Annotated in this window: 10 protein-coding genes; 4 read left to right on the top strand and 6 right to left on the bottom strand. The window is 62.9% G+C overall.

All coding sequences use genetic code 11. From position 1 onward, the window contains the following. The first annotated feature begins 289 nt into the window (after positions 1-289). Positions 290-1,582 carry a serine--tRNA ligase gene (serS, locus tag HJ536_RS05325; RefSeq protein ID WP_177156945.1) on the top strand — a complete coding sequence of 431 codons (1,293 nt, stop codon included), beginning with the start codon at positions 290-292 and terminating at the stop codon, positions 1,580-1,582. Between the two features lie 78 nt (positions 1,583-1,660). Beyond that, on the top strand, positions 1,661-2,068 hold the full coding sequence (locus HJ536_RS05320) for a hypothetical protein (RefSeq protein ID WP_177156944.1): 408 nt from the start codon (positions 1,661-1,663) through the stop codon (positions 2,066-2,068). A gap of 99 nt (positions 2,069-2,167) precedes the next feature. On the opposite strand, the gene der is transcribed toward HJ536_RS05320, so the two are convergent. From der to HJ536_RS05305, 3 genes are read right to left on the bottom strand one after another with little or no spacing between them, the layout of a single operon-like run. Then, entirely contained in the window at positions 2,168-3,649 is a 1,482-nt protein-coding gene (gene der / locus HJ536_RS05315; RefSeq protein ID WP_177156943.1) for a ribosome biogenesis GTPase Der, read from the bottom strand. A gap of 49 nt (positions 3,650-3,698) precedes the next feature. Next, a complete protein-coding gene (locus HJ536_RS05310; RefSeq protein WP_228028644.1) occupies positions 3,699-5,012 on the bottom strand; it encodes a PQQ-binding-like beta-propeller repeat protein in 1,314 nt (437 codons plus the stop codon). A 22-nt stretch (positions 5,013-5,034) separates the two neighbouring features. Further along, the gene (locus HJ536_RS05305; protein ID WP_176854128.1) at positions 5,035-5,697 is read right to left on the bottom strand and encodes a tetratricopeptide repeat protein; all 663 of its coding nucleotides are present in this window, start codon (positions 5,695-5,697) and stop codon (positions 5,035-5,037) included. A gap of 247 nt (positions 5,698-5,944) precedes the next feature. Between HJ536_RS05305 and HJ536_RS05300 the strand changes: the two genes are divergently transcribed. Both HJ536_RS05300 and HJ536_RS05295 read left to right on the top strand, forming a co-directional pair. Next, the gene (locus HJ536_RS05300; RefSeq protein ID WP_177156942.1) at positions 5,945-7,159 is read left to right on the top strand and encodes an efflux RND transporter periplasmic adaptor subunit; all 1,215 of its coding nucleotides are present in this window, start codon (positions 5,945-5,947) and stop codon (positions 7,157-7,159) included. Next, on the top strand, positions 7,156-10,869 hold the full coding sequence (locus tag HJ536_RS05295) for an efflux RND transporter permease subunit (protein ID WP_177156941.1): 3,714 nt from the start codon (positions 7,156-7,158) through the stop codon (positions 10,867-10,869). Before HJ536_RS05300 ends, HJ536_RS05295 begins: the two co-directional genes overlap by 4 nt. A gap of 64 nt (positions 10,870-10,933) precedes the next feature. Here HJ536_RS05295 and HJ536_RS05290 read toward each other — a convergent pair whose 3' ends face one another. The 3 genes from HJ536_RS05290 to HJ536_RS05280 form a co-directional block, all read right to left on the bottom strand. Next, a complete protein-coding gene (locus HJ536_RS05290) occupies positions 10,934-12,703 on the bottom strand; it encodes an FAD-dependent oxidoreductase (protein WP_177156940.1) in 1,770 nt (589 codons plus the stop codon). A gap of 219 nt (positions 12,704-12,922) precedes the next feature. Then, a complete protein-coding gene (locus tag HJ536_RS05285) occupies positions 12,923-14,749 on the bottom strand; it encodes an ABCB family ABC transporter ATP-binding protein/permease (protein WP_177156939.1) in 1,827 nt (608 codons plus the stop codon). Positions 14,750-14,815: 66 nt separating this feature from the next. Next, the gene (locus HJ536_RS05280; protein WP_177156938.1) at positions 14,816-16,099 is read right to left on the bottom strand and encodes a LysM peptidoglycan-binding domain-containing protein; all 1,284 of its coding nucleotides are present in this window, start codon (positions 16,097-16,099) and stop codon (positions 14,816-14,818) included. Positions 16,100-16,180 lie beyond the last annotated feature (81 nt).

Genomic DNA, 16,180 nt, shown 5'->3' with positions numbered 1-16,180 from the left:
TCACGCCCCGAACATTCCCAAACCGCGCCAAATCCCTGCCCCGCGCCCGCGCCCGATCTGCCCGATCCGCGCCACAATCCGCCCCGCACCAGGCCTCTGAAACAACCAGCCCGCGAATCACGGCCCCTCTTTCTTGGGGCCAATACCCCCGGGGGTCTGGGGGCAGGCAGCCCCCGGCCGCGCCCCATCCGCAACGCTCCGGACTTTTCCGCAGATGCGAAACCCGCAACTCTACCCCTCGGTCAAAATCTGTTGCATAAGGCCCGCGGAAGATTCAGTGGAGAGACCCATGCACGACATTCGCTATATCCGCGAGAACGCAGCAGCCTTTGACGCCGCCCTGGCCCGCCGTGGCCTCGATCCGGTCTCGCCCTCGATCCTGGCCATTGACACCTCGCGCCGCGAAAAGATCCTCGCGGCCGAAACCGCTCAGGCCGAACAGAACAAAGCCAGCAAAGAAGTCGGCGCCGCCAAAGCCCGCGGCGACGAGGCCGAATTCGAACGCCTGCGCGCGCTGGTCGCCGAGAAGAAAGCCGAAATCGCCCGCCTCAACGAAGAGGCCAAGGCCGAAGACGTCGCTCTGAACACCCTGCTGATGGAAATCCCGAACCTGCCGTTCGACGATGTCCCCAATGGCAAGGACGAAAACGACAACGTCGAGGTCAAGAAATGGGGCACCCCCGCGACCCTCGATTTCGACGCCAAAGAGCACTTCGAGATCGCTGGCGTCATCCCCGGCATGGATTTCGAAACGGCTGGCAAAATCTCCGGTTCGCGCTTTGTGGTGCTAACCGGCGCAGTCGCCCGCATCCACCGCGCTCTGGCGCAGTTCATGCTGAACACCCACGTGGATGAAAACGGCCTGACCGAAGCTTGGACCCCCGTCCTCGTCAAAGAAGAGATGATGTACGGCACCGGCCAGCTGCCCAAATTCGGCGAGGACAGCTACAAAACCACCAACGGCTGGTGGATGGTCCCGACCGCCGAGGTCACCCTGACCAACTTCGTCAACGGCGAGGTTATCGACGAGGCAACCCTGCCCCGCCGCTATGCCGCGCACACCCAGTGCTTCCGCTCCGAAGCGGGCAGCGCGGGCCGCGACACCTCGGGGATGCTGCGCCAGCACCAGTTCGAAAAAGTCGAAATGGTCTCGATCACCCACCCCGACACCAGCCGTAATGAACTGGACCGCATGACCGCCTGCGCCGAAGGCATCCTTGAGCGTCTGGGTTTGCCCTACCGCACCGTCGCGCTCTGCACCGGCGACATGGGCTTTGGCGCGCGCCGCACACACGACATCGAAGTCTGGCTGCCCGGCCAGAACAAATACCGCGAGATCAGCTCGGTCTCGGTCTGTGGTGATTTCCAGGCCCGCCGCATGAACGCGCGCTTCAAGCCCACCGCTGGCGGCAAGCCCGAATTCGTGCACACCCTGAACGGCTCGGGCCTTGCTGTGGGCCGCTGCCTGATCGCGGTCCTCGAAAACGGACAACAAGCCGACGGGTCGGTGAACCTGCCCGAGGCGCTGTACCCCTACCTCGGGGGACGCACCACCCTCAGCGCCGACGGCCAACTGGTCTAAAGCGCCCCAAGCCACACCAAACGCCCGCGGCACCGCCCGCGGGCGTTCTCGTTTCCCCAAGCGAAATATTCGGCCAACATGCATATTACCTCTCTCCCGCTTCCCGCCCGCGTTCTGTCCCCCGCCGCGACCGGCCTTCTGGCCCCGCTGGCCCTGACCCTGATCGCAACCCTCCACGGACCCGAGACCGCGACTTGGACCAGCGCGCTGTTCCTTGCGGCGCAAACCGTGGCTTTGCTGACCCTCGCCGCTCCGGCGCTGAACGTCCGCGTCGCAGCACCCCTGCTGGCGGCAACCACCCTGCTGGCCCTGACAACCTCTGCGCTGATCCTGCCGCTCGCTATTCTGGGCCACGCCTTCTGGGCGCTCCTGCACCAGTCCCAGCGTTTCACCGCATACCTGCCGCGCGGCTACCTCTACTTCACCCTGACCGCGAACCTGACGCTGGCCACAGTGCTGACCTTCACCCTGCACTTCACCCAATAAAAAAGGACGCCCCGACACGGGGCGCCCTCTTTCTTCTTGCAGAAATACTCTCGGGGGTCCGGGGGCAGACAGCCCCCGACCGCGCCCCACATATCCCAATCAGTCCTTTTTCTTCGGACCCTTCTCCAGGTGCTTCTTCAGCTTCGAAGGCTGCGCCTTCTTCTTTTCCTTATAGGGGTTCCGATCGCCCTGATCCCGCATATAGAGGCGGATCGGGGTTCCGGGCATATCAAAGTCATCCCGCAAGCCATTGATAAGATAGCGCGAATAGCTATCGGGCATTTTGTCGGGATGCGAGCACATGACAACAAATCCCGGCGGACGGGTCTTGGCTTGGGTCATGTAGCGCAGCTTGATGCGGCGGCCGCTCGGAGCCGGCGGCGGGTGCGCCGAGACCATGCCCTCGAGCCAGCGGTTCAGCTTGGCGGTCGACACACGGCGGTTCCACACGTCATGGGCCCGCTCGATCGCGGCGCGCAGACGGTCCAGACCTCGGCCGGTTTTCGCAGACACGGTCACCAGCGGTGCGCCGCGCAACTGAGGCAGCAGACGGGCGAACTCTTCTTTCAGTTCCCGCAGTTTTTCCTGCTTGTCGTCCTCGATGTCCCACTTGTTGACAGCGATGACCACGGCCCGCCCCTCGCGCTCGGCAAGGTCGGCAATCCGCAAATCCTGCTGTTCGAACGGGATGGCCGCGTCCAGCAGCACCACCACGACTTCGGCGAATTTCACCGCGCGCAGACCGTCCGAGACCGACAGCTTCTCAACCTTGTCCTGCACCTTGGCACGCTTGCGCATCCCCGCAGTGTCAAAGATCCGCATCGGCAGACCGTCCCAGTCGATGCGCAGGGCAATCGCGTCACGGGTGATCCCCGCTTCGGGGCCGGTCAGCAGGCGGTCTTCGCCAAGAATTTTGTTGATCAACGTGGACTTACCCGCGTTCGGACGGCCCACAACGGCCACCTGAAGGGGTTTGTTCGCGGTCGGACGATGGACCTTCATGTCCTCGTTGCCGTCGAAATCGTCCTCTTCCTCGCCCACTTCGACCTCGGTCTCGGGGGCTTCGGCAGCGGCGCGTTCCTCGAACTCGTCGGCCAAGGGCAGCAGCTGGACATACAGATCGTTCAGACCTTCGCCGTGTTCTGCGGACAGGCGGATGGGTTCCCCCAAACCAAGGCCGTACGCCTCGATCACGCCCGCATCAGCGGCGGCGCCTTCGGCCTTGTTCGCGGCCAGAATGACGTGTTTCGCCCGCTTGCGCAGGATTTCCGCAAAAATCTCGTCGGTCGGGGTGACGCCCGCGCGCGCGTCGATCATGAACAGACAGATGTCCGCCATGTCCACAGCACGCTCGGTCAGGCGGCGCATCCGCCCCTGAAGGCTGTCATCCGTCGCATCCTCGAGGCCGGCGGTGTCGATCACGGTAAAACGCAGGTCGGCAAGGCGCGCGTCGCCTTCGCGCAGGTCGCGCGTCACGCCGGGCTGGTCATCGACCAGCGCCAGACGTTTGCCAACAAGGCGGTTGAACAACGTGGACTTGCCCACGTTGGGGCGGCCCACGATGGCCAAAGAAAAGCTCATAGTTCCGACTCCGTCAGGATCAAGCCGCAGCCCTTAACGCAAAAATGCGTCAACGGAAAGCGATCAGTTTGCCCTTGCGCGAGACAACATAGACAACACCGTTCACCACGATGGGCGCGGCAGCCGCCCCGCCATCCACACTGACCGCACCGGTCTGCGCGCCGGTGGTTACGTCAAAGCTTCGCATCAGCCCGTCGCTGGAGGCGACCAGAAGCTGACCGTTCACCAACAGCGGGCCAAAGTTCGCAACAACCTCGGCGCGTTTCAGGGGCTTGCGGGCGGTAAAGTTGGGCAGTTCGGTGCCCCAGATGCGCGACCCGTCCGCCGCATCCAGACGCAGCAGCTCATTGCGGTCCGAAATCAGGAACACGGAGCCGCCGCCAATGGCCACGGGGCTCAGGGCACCCTCTTGGGCTGTCCACAGACGCTCGCCGGTGTCCACGTTCAGGGCAGCCACGCGGCCCGAGTGGTTCGAGACATAGACGATACCGCCGTCAATCACCGGATCGCCGGTGATCGAGCTGATCTGCGACAGCGCCGCACCATTGCGCGAACCCGAAACCGAGGCCGTCCAACGCTGGACGCCGCCCATGCGGAACGCGCTGACCAGATCGCCGTTCGAGAACGGGAACAGAACCAGCTGGTCGGTCACTGCGGGCGCAGGGCCGCCAACGATGGTCGCGCCGCCTTCGACGCCGTTCAACTGCCAGCGGATACGGCCATTGGCCTTGTCCAGAGCCCAAGCGCGGTTGTCGCTGGACACAAAGTAAATCAGATCGCCTGCAACGGTCGGGGTGCCGGTCCCGCCCGCCTCGAGCTGTTGATCCCACAGCACGCGGCCGGTCGCGATATCCAGCGCCGCCAGTTTACCAAAACCGGACGAAACATAGAGAATGTTGCCATCCGCCGCCAAACCGCCGCCCGACGCCTGATCGGTCGCATCGGTGATCGGGGTCAGGTCACGGCGCCACAGCACACGGCCATCGGGCGCGGTCGCTTGGACCACGGCCTCGGAATCCAGCGTAAAGACGCGGTTGTCCACGAAAACAGGCTGCGCTGTGATGCGGTGCTTGCGATCCTCGGCAGCGCCAATGGACACGGCAAACATGGGCTCCAGCGGGTAGCTTACCGCCAGATGGCCCGGATTGTTGCGGGCGTTCGCCTGCGCTTGGGACCATTCGGTCAAGTTCTGCGCCGCGGGCAAGGAGATCGCTTCGCTGCGGTTCACGTCCTGCACCACGGGCGCGTCGCCACGCAGGGTCAGGCGTTCGCCGGGCAGGATCACTTCTTGCTGTGCACAGCCGGCCAGAAAGGTTGTCGCGGCAAGAACCGCAGTCAGGGCGGAGCGGCGGCAAAGCATCATGGCAATCTTCCTCGTCAAACGATTATTGGGCGGCCGTTTCGGGCGCGACCCCAAGGGCGGTCAAGGTATCACGCACGCGCTGGCGCTGGTCGGCGGCGACCTCGGCATCGTCCAGAATACGGTTCAGGGCTTCGACCGCGGCGTCACGGTTGCCTGCACCGGCCTCTAGGTAGGCCAGTTCTTCCATCGCCAGAAGGCGCAGGGGCGCACCGGGGGCAGCCAACGCTTCCAGAGCAACGCGGCGGGCGTCGATGTCCTGGGTTTCGGGGGCGATGCGCAGCGCCTTGAACGCGGCGATATCACGGTAGATACGCGGCAGCTCACCATTTCCGGCGACGGTGTTCAGCGCCTCGATCGCGGCATCGAAATCACCGGCCTCGACCAGAGCCTGAGCGCGCATCTGCGCCACGATCGCGGCAGCGGTCGCATCGGGGGCCTGCACGGCAGCCAATGCTTCGGCGCGAGCCTCGGGGGTGTCGGCGGAGGATGCGTCAAGCAGGCTATCACCAAAGGCTTCGGCCTTGGCGGTGGCCTGACGTTTCGACCATTCGTTATAGGCAGCGCCGCCCACAATGGCGACCACGGCAACTGCGGCAATCCAGCCATAGCGTTTGATGAACGCGAAAGTGCGGTCGCGGCGGACCTCTTCGGTCACTTCGTCAATAAAGCTGTCGGTATTGCTCATAGTCTGCCCCGTTTGTCTTTGCTCCTCTGTAACCCCAGACGTGATAGCTTGCCAAGGGCGATGGTGTCTTTGGGGGACGGTCAGACGTCCAAACGGGGTTCTGGAATACCTGTATGGGCGAAACAAGGTGTCGCGGACTAATCTGAACTAAGTGGTTTAGCGTATACAATTTCAGTGTAGAAATACTGTCGAACGATTCCCGCGGAGTCATGTTATGATTTTCCGCGCGCCGAGCCCGAGGATAACAATGCGTATCGTGCAAATCCTGACTGCCCTGATTGTTACAGGGGTGTTGTATCTTGTTGTTTTTGAACGGGAACAGTTGCTGGCCTTTGCCGGTGCGGCCCCACAGACCGAACAGCAGGCCAACGCGCCAGATGACACTGGCCACGTTGTCAGTGTGGTGGCTCAGGCGATGCAGGCGCAGGAAATCGACAGCGCGGTCATTCTGCGCGGCCAAACAGAGGCCGCCCGCAAGGTCGAGTTGCGTTCGGAAATTACAGGTCAGGTGATCTCTTCGCCCTTGCGCAAGGGGAAATATGTGACCCGGGACACGATCATGTGCGAACTTGATCCGGGCACCCGTCAGGCCAATCTGGCCGAGGCCAACGCCGCAATCGCCGAAGCCGAAGCCGCCCGCCCCGAGGCCAGCGCCCGCGTCATCGAAGCCCAAGCCGTTCTGCGCGAGGCCGAGATCAACGCCCGCGCCGCCCGCGAGCTGTCCAAGAACGGCTACGCCTCGGAAACCAAGCTGGCCAACGCCGAAGCCGCCATCGAAAGCGCCCGCGCCGCGGTCGAGGCTGCGACCGGCGGTCTGGCCAGCGCCGAGGCCCGCATTCTGTCCGCTCAGGCCGCTGTCGCCTCGGCGGAAAAGGAAATCGACCGCCTGACCATCGAGGCCCCCTTTGACGGGATCATCGAGGATGACACCGCCGAACTGGGCAGTCTGATGCAGCCCGGCAGCCTGTGCGGCACCGTGATCCAGCTGGACCCGATCAAGGTCGTGGGCTTTGTCCCCGAAACCGAAGTGAACCGCATCGAGATGGGTGCCAAGGCTGGCGCGCGTCTGACCACCGGTCAGCAGGTCGTGGGCCGCGTGACCTTCCTGTCGCGCTCGGCCGATGAGGTCACCCGCACCTTCCGCGTGGAAATCGACGTGGCCAACCCCGATCTGGACATCCGCGAAGGCCAGACCGCTGAGGTGGCCATCAGCGCCCCCGGTGCCAAGGCGCACCTGCTGCCCCAATCCAGCCTGACCCTGAATGATGACGGCGCCTTGGGCGTGCGTGTGGTGGATACCGGCGACATCGTCCGCTTTATCCCTGTGAAGGTTTTGCGCGACACCGTGGATGGCATTTGGGTCAGCGGCCTGCCCGAAACCGTGTCCGTCATCGTCGTCGGTCAGGAATACGTGGTTGATGGCGTGACCGTGAAACCGACCTACCGCGAGGCGCAGCGATGATCGGTATCGTCGATTGGGCCGCCGCCCGCGCGCGGATGGTCCTGTTCTTTGTCGCGATCTCGATCGCGGTGGGGGCCTTTGCCTATGTGGGCCTGCCCAAGGAGGGCGAGCCCGACATCGAAATCCCCGCGCTGTTCGTGTCCGTCCCCTTCCAAGGGATCAGCGCCGAAGACAGCGAGACCCTGCTGGTCAAACCCATGGAGACAGAGCTGTCCGATCTGGACGGCCTGAAGAAGATGTCCTCGACCGCGGCCGAGGGGTACGCGGGTGTGGCGCTGGAATTCGAGTTCGGTTGGGACAAGACCAAGACCCTCGCCGATGTGCGCGACGCCATGAACACCGCCGAGGCGAACTTCCCCGAGGGGGCCGAGAAATACTCGATCACAGAGATCAACTTTAGTGAATTCCCGATCATCATCGTGAACCTGACCGGCGCCGTGCCGGAACGCACGATGAACCGCATCGCCAAGGACCTGCAAGAAGATATCGAGAACCTTGATGCGGTGCTTGAGGCCGGTATCGCTGGCAACCGCGACGAGATGCTGGAGGTCGTGATCGACCCCCTGAAACTGGAAAGCTACAACGTCACCGCAGACGAGCTGATCAGTGTTGTGCGCAACAACAACCAGCTGATCGCAGCGGGCGAAGTGAAATCGGAACAGGGCTCTTTCTCGGTCAAGATCCCGTCGTCGTTTGACGAACCCCGCGATGTCTACGACCTGCCCGTGAAAACCAACGGCGACCGCGTGGTCACCTTGGGCGACATCGCCGACATCCGCCTGACCTTCGAAGACCGCCAAGGCACCGCGCGCTACAACGGCGAGAAAACCGTTGCCCTTCAGGTGGTTAAGCGCAAAGGCTACAACCTGATCGACACCGCCAACGAAGTGAAGGCCGTGATCGAGGCCTCTCGCGCCGCTTGGCCCGCCGATATGAAGGCCGCCGTGCAGGTGGGCAGCTCGAACGACCAGTCGCGCACCGTGGACAGCATGGTCAAACAGCTCGAAGGCTCGGTTCTGACCGCCATCGCGCTGGTGATGATCGTGGTTCTGGCTTCGCTCGGCATCCGTCCGGCTCTGCTGGTGGGCTTCTCGATCCCGACGTCGTTCCTGCTGTGTTTCGCCATTCTGGGGGCCTCTGGCATCGCGATTTCCAACATCGTGATGTTCGGCCTGATTTTGGCCGTGGGTATGCTGGTGGACGGCGCGATCGTGGTCGTGGAATACGCCGACAAACGCATCTCCGAGGGCGCGGGCCCCATGCACGCCTATGTCGAGGCTGCAAAGCGCATGTTCTGGCCCATCGTCAGCTCGACCGCGACGACCCTTTGTGCGTTCCTGCCCATGCTGTTCTGGCCCGGCGTCCCCGGCGAATTCATGGGGATGCTGCCTGTCACGCTGATCTACGTTCTGTCGGCGTCCCTCGTGGTGGCTCTGGTCTATCTGCCGGTTTTGGGGGGCGTCTCTGGCCGCCTCAGCCGGATGTTCCACCGCTCGGGCGATGGCCTGCGCAAGATCGCCCCTTGGTGGGTGCGTGCACTGCTGGTGCCCCCCAGCCTGTACCTGATCTTCATTGGCGCGATGCAGACCCTGAACCCCGGTTATCTGACCGGCGGCCAAGCGGGCAGCGGCTTTGGCGCGTATCTGCCCGGCATCATCCTGTTCCTGATCGGTGCGTCCCTGTCGACCATCACACTGGACGCCGCCCGCATCGAATGGCGCAAGAAAACCCGCATCGACGCTGGCTATCACCGCACCGCCTTTGGCTGGGTGATCCACGGGATTGTCGGCAACCCGATCATGCCGCTGGCGGTGATCGGTGGCGTCATCATCTTTGTGATGTCCACCTTCACCTACTACGGTGCGAACAACAAAGGGGTCGAGTTCTTTGTGGCCTCCGAGCCCGAGCAGGCGCAGGTCTATGTCCGCGCCCGCGGCAACCTCAGCCTGACCGAAAAGGACGATCTGGTCCGTCAGGTCGAGGATGTGGTTATCGCCCATCCCGGTGTGCGGTCGGTGTTTTCGTTCGCCGGTAGCGGAGGTCTGAACACCAACAATGGCGGCGCGCAGGCCCCTGCGGACACCATTGGTCAGGTGCAGTTCGAAACCATCCCGTGGGAAGAACGTCAGGGCCGCGCCGATCTGGACGGCAACGTCGTGCTCGAGGAATTAACCGCCCAACTGAACCAGATCCCCGGCATCGTGGCCGAGGTTCAGGAACTGGCCATGGGCCCCGCCTCGGGCAAACCGGTCCACCTGCGCCTGAGCGGGGATGACTGGACCGACCTGACCAGTGCGACCAACGCTGCCGCCGCGCAATTCGCCCAAACCCCCGGCCTGATCCTGATCGAGGACACCCTGCCCCTGCCCGGCATCGACTGGCAGATCGACGTGGACGTGGCCAAGGCGGGGCGCTACGGCGCGAACGTGGCGGCTGTGGGCGCGATGGTGCAGCTGGTGACGAACGGGCTGCTGCTCGACACCATGCGCGTGGACAGCAGCGACGAAGAGATCGACATTCGCGTCCGCCTGCCCGAGCAGGATCGCGTACTGTCCACCCTTGATACGCTGAAGGTCCGCACCGCCGAGGGCCTTGTGCCTCTGGCGAACTTCATCACCCGCAAGCCCGTCGCGCAGCTGGCCGAGATCAACCGCGTCGACCAGAAGCGTCACTTCGACGTCAAGGCAGACGTGGCTCCGGGTTTGTTCAAACTGGTTCAGGATGGCGAAATCACTGCCATGGTACAGGACCTGTCGGTGCTGCCAGTGGGCGAGCGCGGTCAGGCCTTTGCGAACCGTGCAGACGTGGCTTACGGGTTGTTCTGGCTGGCAGACGGCGCCGATGCGGAGGCCGTACGCGATGCGGTGAACGATGGCACGCCGCTGGCGCCAGTGAACGGAAACGAGCGGATCGAGCAGCTGAACCAGTGGCTGGACTCGGGCGCCCTGCCCGAAACCATCGATCACGAATGGACCGGCGACCAAGAGGACCAAGCGGAATCCGGTGCCTTCCTCATGAACGCTTTTGCGGGCGCGATGGGGCTGATGTTCGTGATCCTGCTGGCGCAGTTCAACAGCTTCTATAACTCGGTTCTGGTGTTGCTGGCGGTGGTCCTGTCCACGGCGGGCGTACTGATCGGGATGCTTGTGATGGATCAGGCGTTCTCGATCATCATGACCGGGACGGGGATCGTGGCGCTGGCGGGGATCGTGGTGAACAACAACATCGTTCTGATCGACACCTATCAGGAATTCTCGCGGTATATGCCCCGCATCGACGCGATCACCCGCACCGCCGAGGCCCGCATCCGCCCTGTTCTGCTGACCACCATCACCACGATGGCCGGTCTGGCGCCGATGATGTTTGGCCTCAGCCTTGATTTCATCAACGGCGGCTATTCGATCGACAGCCCGACCGCCCTGTGGTGGAAGCAGCTGGCGACCGCGGTGGTGTTCGGTCTGGGCATCGCAACGGTGCTGACGCTGGTCTTCACCCCGTCGCTCTTGGCGTTGCGGATTTGGGCTGGGACCTACCTGCACTGGATCGCGAACCTGCTGGCCAAGATGTCCTTGGGCAAAGGCAGCCGCGCGGCCCGCGATCTGGCCTTGGCCCGTGCGGCCAAGCGGGTCAGACACCCCGAAATCATCTGGGAGGTCGAGGATATCTCGGCCCCCGTCCCCGCCGCCCCCACCATGCGCGCTGCGGAATAAACCAAGACGGACAAAAGAAAACCGCCGGCTCCCATCAGGAGCCGGCGGTTTCATTTTCGGGACGTTACTGCGCGGCGATCAGGTTACGTTCTGCGGCGCGCTGTTCCTTGAGGTGATCCGCCAGACGCATACAGAACGAAGCGATCATCAGTGTGGGGTTGGCGTGGCCACTGGTCGGGAAGACCGAAGCCCCCGCCACATAGAGGCCATTCACGCCGTGCACCTTGCAGTCCGCATCGACCACGCCCAAGGTCGGGTCTTCGGCCATGCGGGTAGTGCCTACGGTGTGGGCCATATCGATAATCACGGCTTCGTCGTAGCGCTTTTCGGTGATCCAGTCGGCCAGAACCGGTCGCGGCAGGCCGGTAGCAGCCAACTGATCCGACAGCTCGTTCGCCAGATCGGCCAGCGATTTGCGCGGCGCCTCGCCGATGGTCCAGATCACTTTGGGCAACGGCTGACCAAAGCGGTCCACGTCCTCGGACAAGACGATGCGGTTTTCGGGATCAGGCTCTTGCTCGGTCAGGGCCTTGATGTGGATGCCGGTGATCTTGTGGGGCACACCGCGGGTTTCGAACTCTTCGACCACAAAGTTCGGGCTGATCAGGATCGCCGCGCTGGTGATCATGCTCTTGACCTTGTGCGGGACCAGCTTGCTTTGCAGAACCTTCTGGCCAACGGCAGCGCCCACGATCCCGAAGTTCAGGAAGATGGATTTGACATCCGCCAGCTTGTTGGTGCTCTCGTTTTTCAGAATGCGTTTGATGGCGTCGATGGGGTTATCCTCGGCGCGTTCCATCATGAAGCAGCAGACGCAGTTTAGGGTCTTGTGTTCGGCCTGATAAGCATCGGTCGGGGACAGACCGGGCATATACATCAGGGTGCGGCCTTCGTGGGTCAGACCGTAGAAGCCAAAGCGCTTCTTGATCGGGCCCAAATCCTCGAGGGGGAAGCGGCCCAGAGTGGCACCGGGGTGGTCCATCAGGTAACGGCCGACCTGATCGTGGTCGTTGCCAAGACCCGCAGGTTTCGCATCCTTAGACAAGAGCAGCAGGCGGGCGTTTTCCACGGCGCTTGCCGCCAAAACGACGGTCCCCGCATAAAGTTCCTTGCGCGTGCCATCGAGGCTGGTCGCCAGAACGCCGGTGACTTCGGTGCCGGCGTCATTCGACAGAATTTTCAGCGCGGTCGCATCGGTGACGATGGTCACGTTGGGGCGGTCGGTCTGCAGGAACTCTTCGCCCATGCGGAACACGTCCATCGGGTTCACACGCGAGCGCGCGAACTGCCAGAAATAGCTGCGCAGGTTGCTAAAGGTGGGCTCTGCGGGCTTGCGTTTCGCGACCTCCCAGAAGCTGTCGTCATAGGCATTGGGGCCCAGGTTCAGCCATTCGGCGGCGCGCTCGAAATAGGGGTGCAGACCTTCGCGGTCGATCGGCCAACCCGACAGCGGAACCCAGTCACGCTTGGCAAAGTCGATCGGGTCAAAGGTGGCGGACTTGCCCGCCCAAGCCACGGTCGAGCCGCCGATCATCCGGCAGCGGACGCCGAATTCCTGTACTTCGTGCTGCCAATGCTCGGTATTCTCGCCGTGCATCTTGCGGCGCATGTCGACCACGGCCTCGCTTTTCAGATCGCCCTCGTGCTGGGTGCGGTCAAGGGCGGCTGTCTCGGCGCTTTCGGTTTTCCCTGCGCTGTCCAGCAGAACGATGTTGGCACCAGTATCGGCCAGTTCTGCTGCTACGGTCAGACCCGCGGGGCCAGCGCCAATAATTAGATAATCAATCTGTCCATGCTGAGCGTCAAATTCAGCTAAGGGCTTCACGGTGGTCATCGTGCCTCTCAAATAACTTGGAGGAAGATCGAAGGGCCCTAAAAAATGTCGGCCCGGAAATCAACCAAGGGTAAACATAAATATATCAATATCTACCCTAGGATGTATTCCGTGAGAAGCCTCGATTAAAGAAAATTCTACGTGCTAGAGCACCAAAATGGAGGCTGAAATGAGCATCCCAGCCCCATCAAATGTCACGGCGATACTTTTCATTACATATTACGCCGCGTCTTGTTCCGCAGCCTGTCTCCGCCAGAGGCTAGCGTATCTTCCATTTTTTGCCAAAAGCTCAATATGGGTGCCGTGCTCAACAATCTCGCCATCTTCAAGGACCACTATCATGTCCGCATCGGCAATCGTGGACAAGCGGTGTGCAATGGTTAGCACCGTGCGTCCTTGGGCCGCGTGCACAAGTGCCTCCTGAATGCCCTTTTCTGTCTCGGTATCCAGCGCACTGGTCGCTTCGTCCAGCATCAGAATCGGCGGGTTCTTGAGCAAGGTGCGCGCGATGCCCACGCGCTGCTTTTCTCCGCCCGATAGTTTCAGGCCCCGTTCGCCCACCTGGGTATCGTAGCCATCGGGCAAGCGGCTGATGAAGTCGTGGATTTGGGCGGCCTTGGCGGCCTCGATCACATCCGCCTCTGAGGCGCCATCGCGGCCATAGGCGATGTTGTAGCGGATGGTATCGTTGAACAGCACCGTGTCCTGCGGGACCACGCCAATGGCCGCGTGCAGGCTGGTTTGGGTCACGTCGCGCAGGTCCTGCCCGTCGATGCGGATCGCGCCACGGGTCACATCATAGAAGCGGAACAACAGGCGGCTGATGGTGGACTTGCCCGAACCGGACGGACCAACGATGGCCACGGTTTTCCCCGCCTCGATGGTCAGAGACACGCCCTTCAGAACCTCGCGTTCGGGGTCATAGGAGAACCGCACGTTGTCCAAAGTGATCTCGCCGCGCTGGACGGTCAGCGGGCGGGCGTCCGGTTTGTCCAGAACCTCGGCGGGTTGGTCCAGCAGGTGGAACATTTCGGCCATATCGACCATGCTCTGGCGGATTTCGCGGTAAACGGTCCCAAGGAACCCGAGCGGGCTGGTGATCTGCACCATATAGGCGTTCACCATGACGAAATCGCCCACGGTCATGTCGCCCCGCTGCACGCCCAAGGCCGCCAAAATCATCACCCCCGCCAGACCGATCGAGATAAAGAACGACTGGCCAGAGTTCAGAAAGGCCAGCGAATAGCTGGTTTTCAGCGCCATCTGCTGATAGCCCGCCATGCTCTCGTCATAGCGTTTGGCTTCGCGCTCTTCGGCGTTGAAATATTTGACGGTTTCGAAGTTCAGCAGGCTGTCGATGGCCTTCTGGTTGGCGGTGGTGTCCTGCTTGTTCATCTCGCGGCGCAGCTTCACTCGCCATTCGGTGACGATAAAGGTAAACGCGGTATAGGCGATCACCGTCCCCAGAACGATCAGCAGGTACCACACGTCGAACAGAACCATCAGCCAGATCGAGATGAGCAGAAGCTCGATGGTCAGCGGCCCGATGGACAGCAGGGTAAAGCGCAGCAGGAACTCGACGCCCTTGATCCCGCGTTCGATGATCCGCGACAGGCCGCCGGTTTTGCGCGTCAGATGATAGCGCAAGGACAGGTTGTGGATGTGGCGAAAAGTTTCAAAGGCCAGCTTGCGCACCGCCCGCTGCCCCACGGGGGCAAAGAACACGTCCCGCAACTGCTGCAAGGACACGGTCAGGAACCGCGCCACCGCATAGATCACCGTCAGCGCCACCGCCCCCATGGCAAGGCCCGCCACATCGGGAATCTTGCCGTCCGGCGACAGGGTATCGACCGCCAGTTTATAAAGGTAAGGCGAGGCCGTAGCGACCAGCTTGGCCACCAAGAGCGACACCAGCGCCAGCACCACGCGGACGCGAATCCACTTGGGTTCCTTGGGCCACAGATAGGGAGTGACGCGGCGCAGGACGTGCCACCCGCTCTGGCGTGCCTCGGCGGATGACGGATCGGTGGGGGTCTCGGGGGGCATTCAGGCCTCTGTCTGGTTACGGGCAGACATTAGGGCAGCACCCTGCCCTTGACCAGTGCAGCGCCGTTATTCGTTCGGCAGATCAAAGATCTGGCCGGGGTAAATCAGGTCCGGATTGCGGATTTTGTCGCGGTTTGCCTCAAACACGCGCACATAGAGCAGACCGTCGCCATATTTCCCCTCGGCAATCGCCCAGAGGGTCGAACCGGGGGTCACAGTGGCGGTCACCGCGCCAGAGGCATCGCGGGGCGCATCTGCCAGAACCTCGGCGCTTTCGCGGCGGAACGGGGTTTCCAGACGCGAGGCAACCGAGCCATCCACGGCGATTTCGTCGACGCGCAGGGTGTAGTCACCGCTGTTGATTTGGGGCAGTTGCACCTGCCAGCCGCCGTTCTGGTCGATGGCGGTGGTGATGACGGGCTCGTTGTCCACATAGACGCGCACGTGGCCTTCGCCGGTGCCGCGGCCAGCCAGATTAACCTCGCCCTCGGCGTCATAGCTGATGACGTCCAGCGCCACCTGCTCCATCACCTCGGGGGCCGAGCCGCCGGGTTGCAGGACGCGCATCCCCTTGTCGTCGGCCAGCAAAACGGTCGGCGCACCGGGGGCGTCGGACGCAATCGGCAAAGGCGCAGAGTCGGCGGGTGCCTCGGGCGCGGTGGTGGCGGTTTCGGTGGCAACCGGTTGGTCGGGCGCGTCGGTGGTGGCCTCGGGCGCAGTTTCGGCGACCTCGGGCTCCACGATCACGGGGGCAAGGATCACGCGCTGGTTGCCTTGGGCGCCCATCTGCTGACCGTCCAGCTTGGCCAAGGTCAGAACGCGCGCACGGGGCGCGGGCGGCAGATCAAGGAAGCTGGCGAATTTGCCATCGGTGCCTGCGTCAGCCGTGGCCACGCGCACACCGTCCACCAGAATAGCCAGACCGGCGCCAGCGGGCGCAGAGCCCGCAACCAGCGTCGCGCCGTTGGGTTCGACCCGCACCAGATCGAACAGGATCGTGGCATCGGTGCCATCGGCGGGGGTCGTGTCTGCGGCGGCAACCTCGGGCTCGGCAGCTTCGGGTTCGGCAGCCTCGGGGGTGGCGGTTTCGGCGCTTGTAACCTCGGCTTCGGGCTGGGGCGCGGGCGCTGCGGCTTGGGTGTTACTTTGGGTGTCTGTTGCGGCGGCCTGAGCGGGCGCTTCGGCGGGAACGGCAGGCGCAGCGTCGGTGTTCGCAGGGGTGGCAGAGTCGGTCTGACCCGCGGTCATCCCCTCGGGCAAATCGGTCCGACCGGACAAAAACATGGCGACGACTGTTGCAAAGACGATCCCTGCCCCTGCACCCATCAGAATATTGCGCGACTTGGCCATTATTCTTGTTCTTCCTTAATTGCCGCAGCCTCCACCCAGCTGTTGATCGAAGATATCAACGCCCTTACATGGGGTCTAGGC

Origin of the sequence: Donghicola mangrovi, assembly GCF_013377535.1 — a bacterium.
Classification (GTDB): domain Bacteria; phylum Pseudomonadota; class Alphaproteobacteria; order Rhodobacterales; family Rhodobacteraceae; genus Donghicola; species Donghicola mangrovi.
The sequence above is the reverse complement of the archived record's forward strand: the minus strand, read 5'-3'. Positions and strand labels throughout refer to the sequence as shown.

Bases quoted from the DNA above. Each gene is read 5' to 3' on its own strand.
- HJ536_RS05290 (WP_177156940.1), bottom strand. From the start codon at position 12,703: ATGACCACCGTGAAGCCCTTAGCTGAATTTGACGCTCAGCATGGACAG.
- HJ536_RS05285 (WP_177156939.1), bottom strand. From the start codon at position 14,749: ATGCCCCCCGAGACCCCCACCGATCCGTCATCCGCCGAGGCACGCCAG.
- HJ536_RS05320 (WP_177156944.1), top strand. From the start codon at position 1,661: ATGCATATTACCTCTCTCCCGCTTCCCGCCCGCGTTCTGTCCCCCGCC.
- HJ536_RS05280 (WP_177156938.1), bottom strand. From the start codon at position 16,099: ATGGCCAAGTCGCGCAATATTCTGATGGGTGCAGGGGCAGGGATCGTC.
- HJ536_RS05310 (WP_228028644.1), bottom strand. From the start codon at position 5,012: ATGATGCTTTGCCGCCGCTCCGCCCTGACTGCGGTTCTTGCCGCGACA.
- serS (WP_177156945.1), top strand. From the start codon at position 290: ATGCACGACATTCGCTATATCCGCGAGAACGCAGCAGCCTTTGACGCC.
- der (WP_177156943.1), bottom strand. From the start codon at position 3,649: ATGAGCTTTTCTTTGGCCATCGTGGGCCGCCCCAACGTGGGCAAGTCC.
- HJ536_RS05295 (WP_177156941.1), top strand. From the start codon at position 7,156: ATGATCGGTATCGTCGATTGGGCCGCCGCCCGCGCGCGGATGGTCCTG.
- HJ536_RS05300 (WP_177156942.1), top strand. From the start codon at position 5,945: ATGCGTATCGTGCAAATCCTGACTGCCCTGATTGTTACAGGGGTGTTG.
- HJ536_RS05305 (WP_176854128.1), bottom strand. From the start codon at position 5,697: ATGAGCAATACCGACAGCTTTATTGACGAAGTGACCGAAGAGGTCCGC.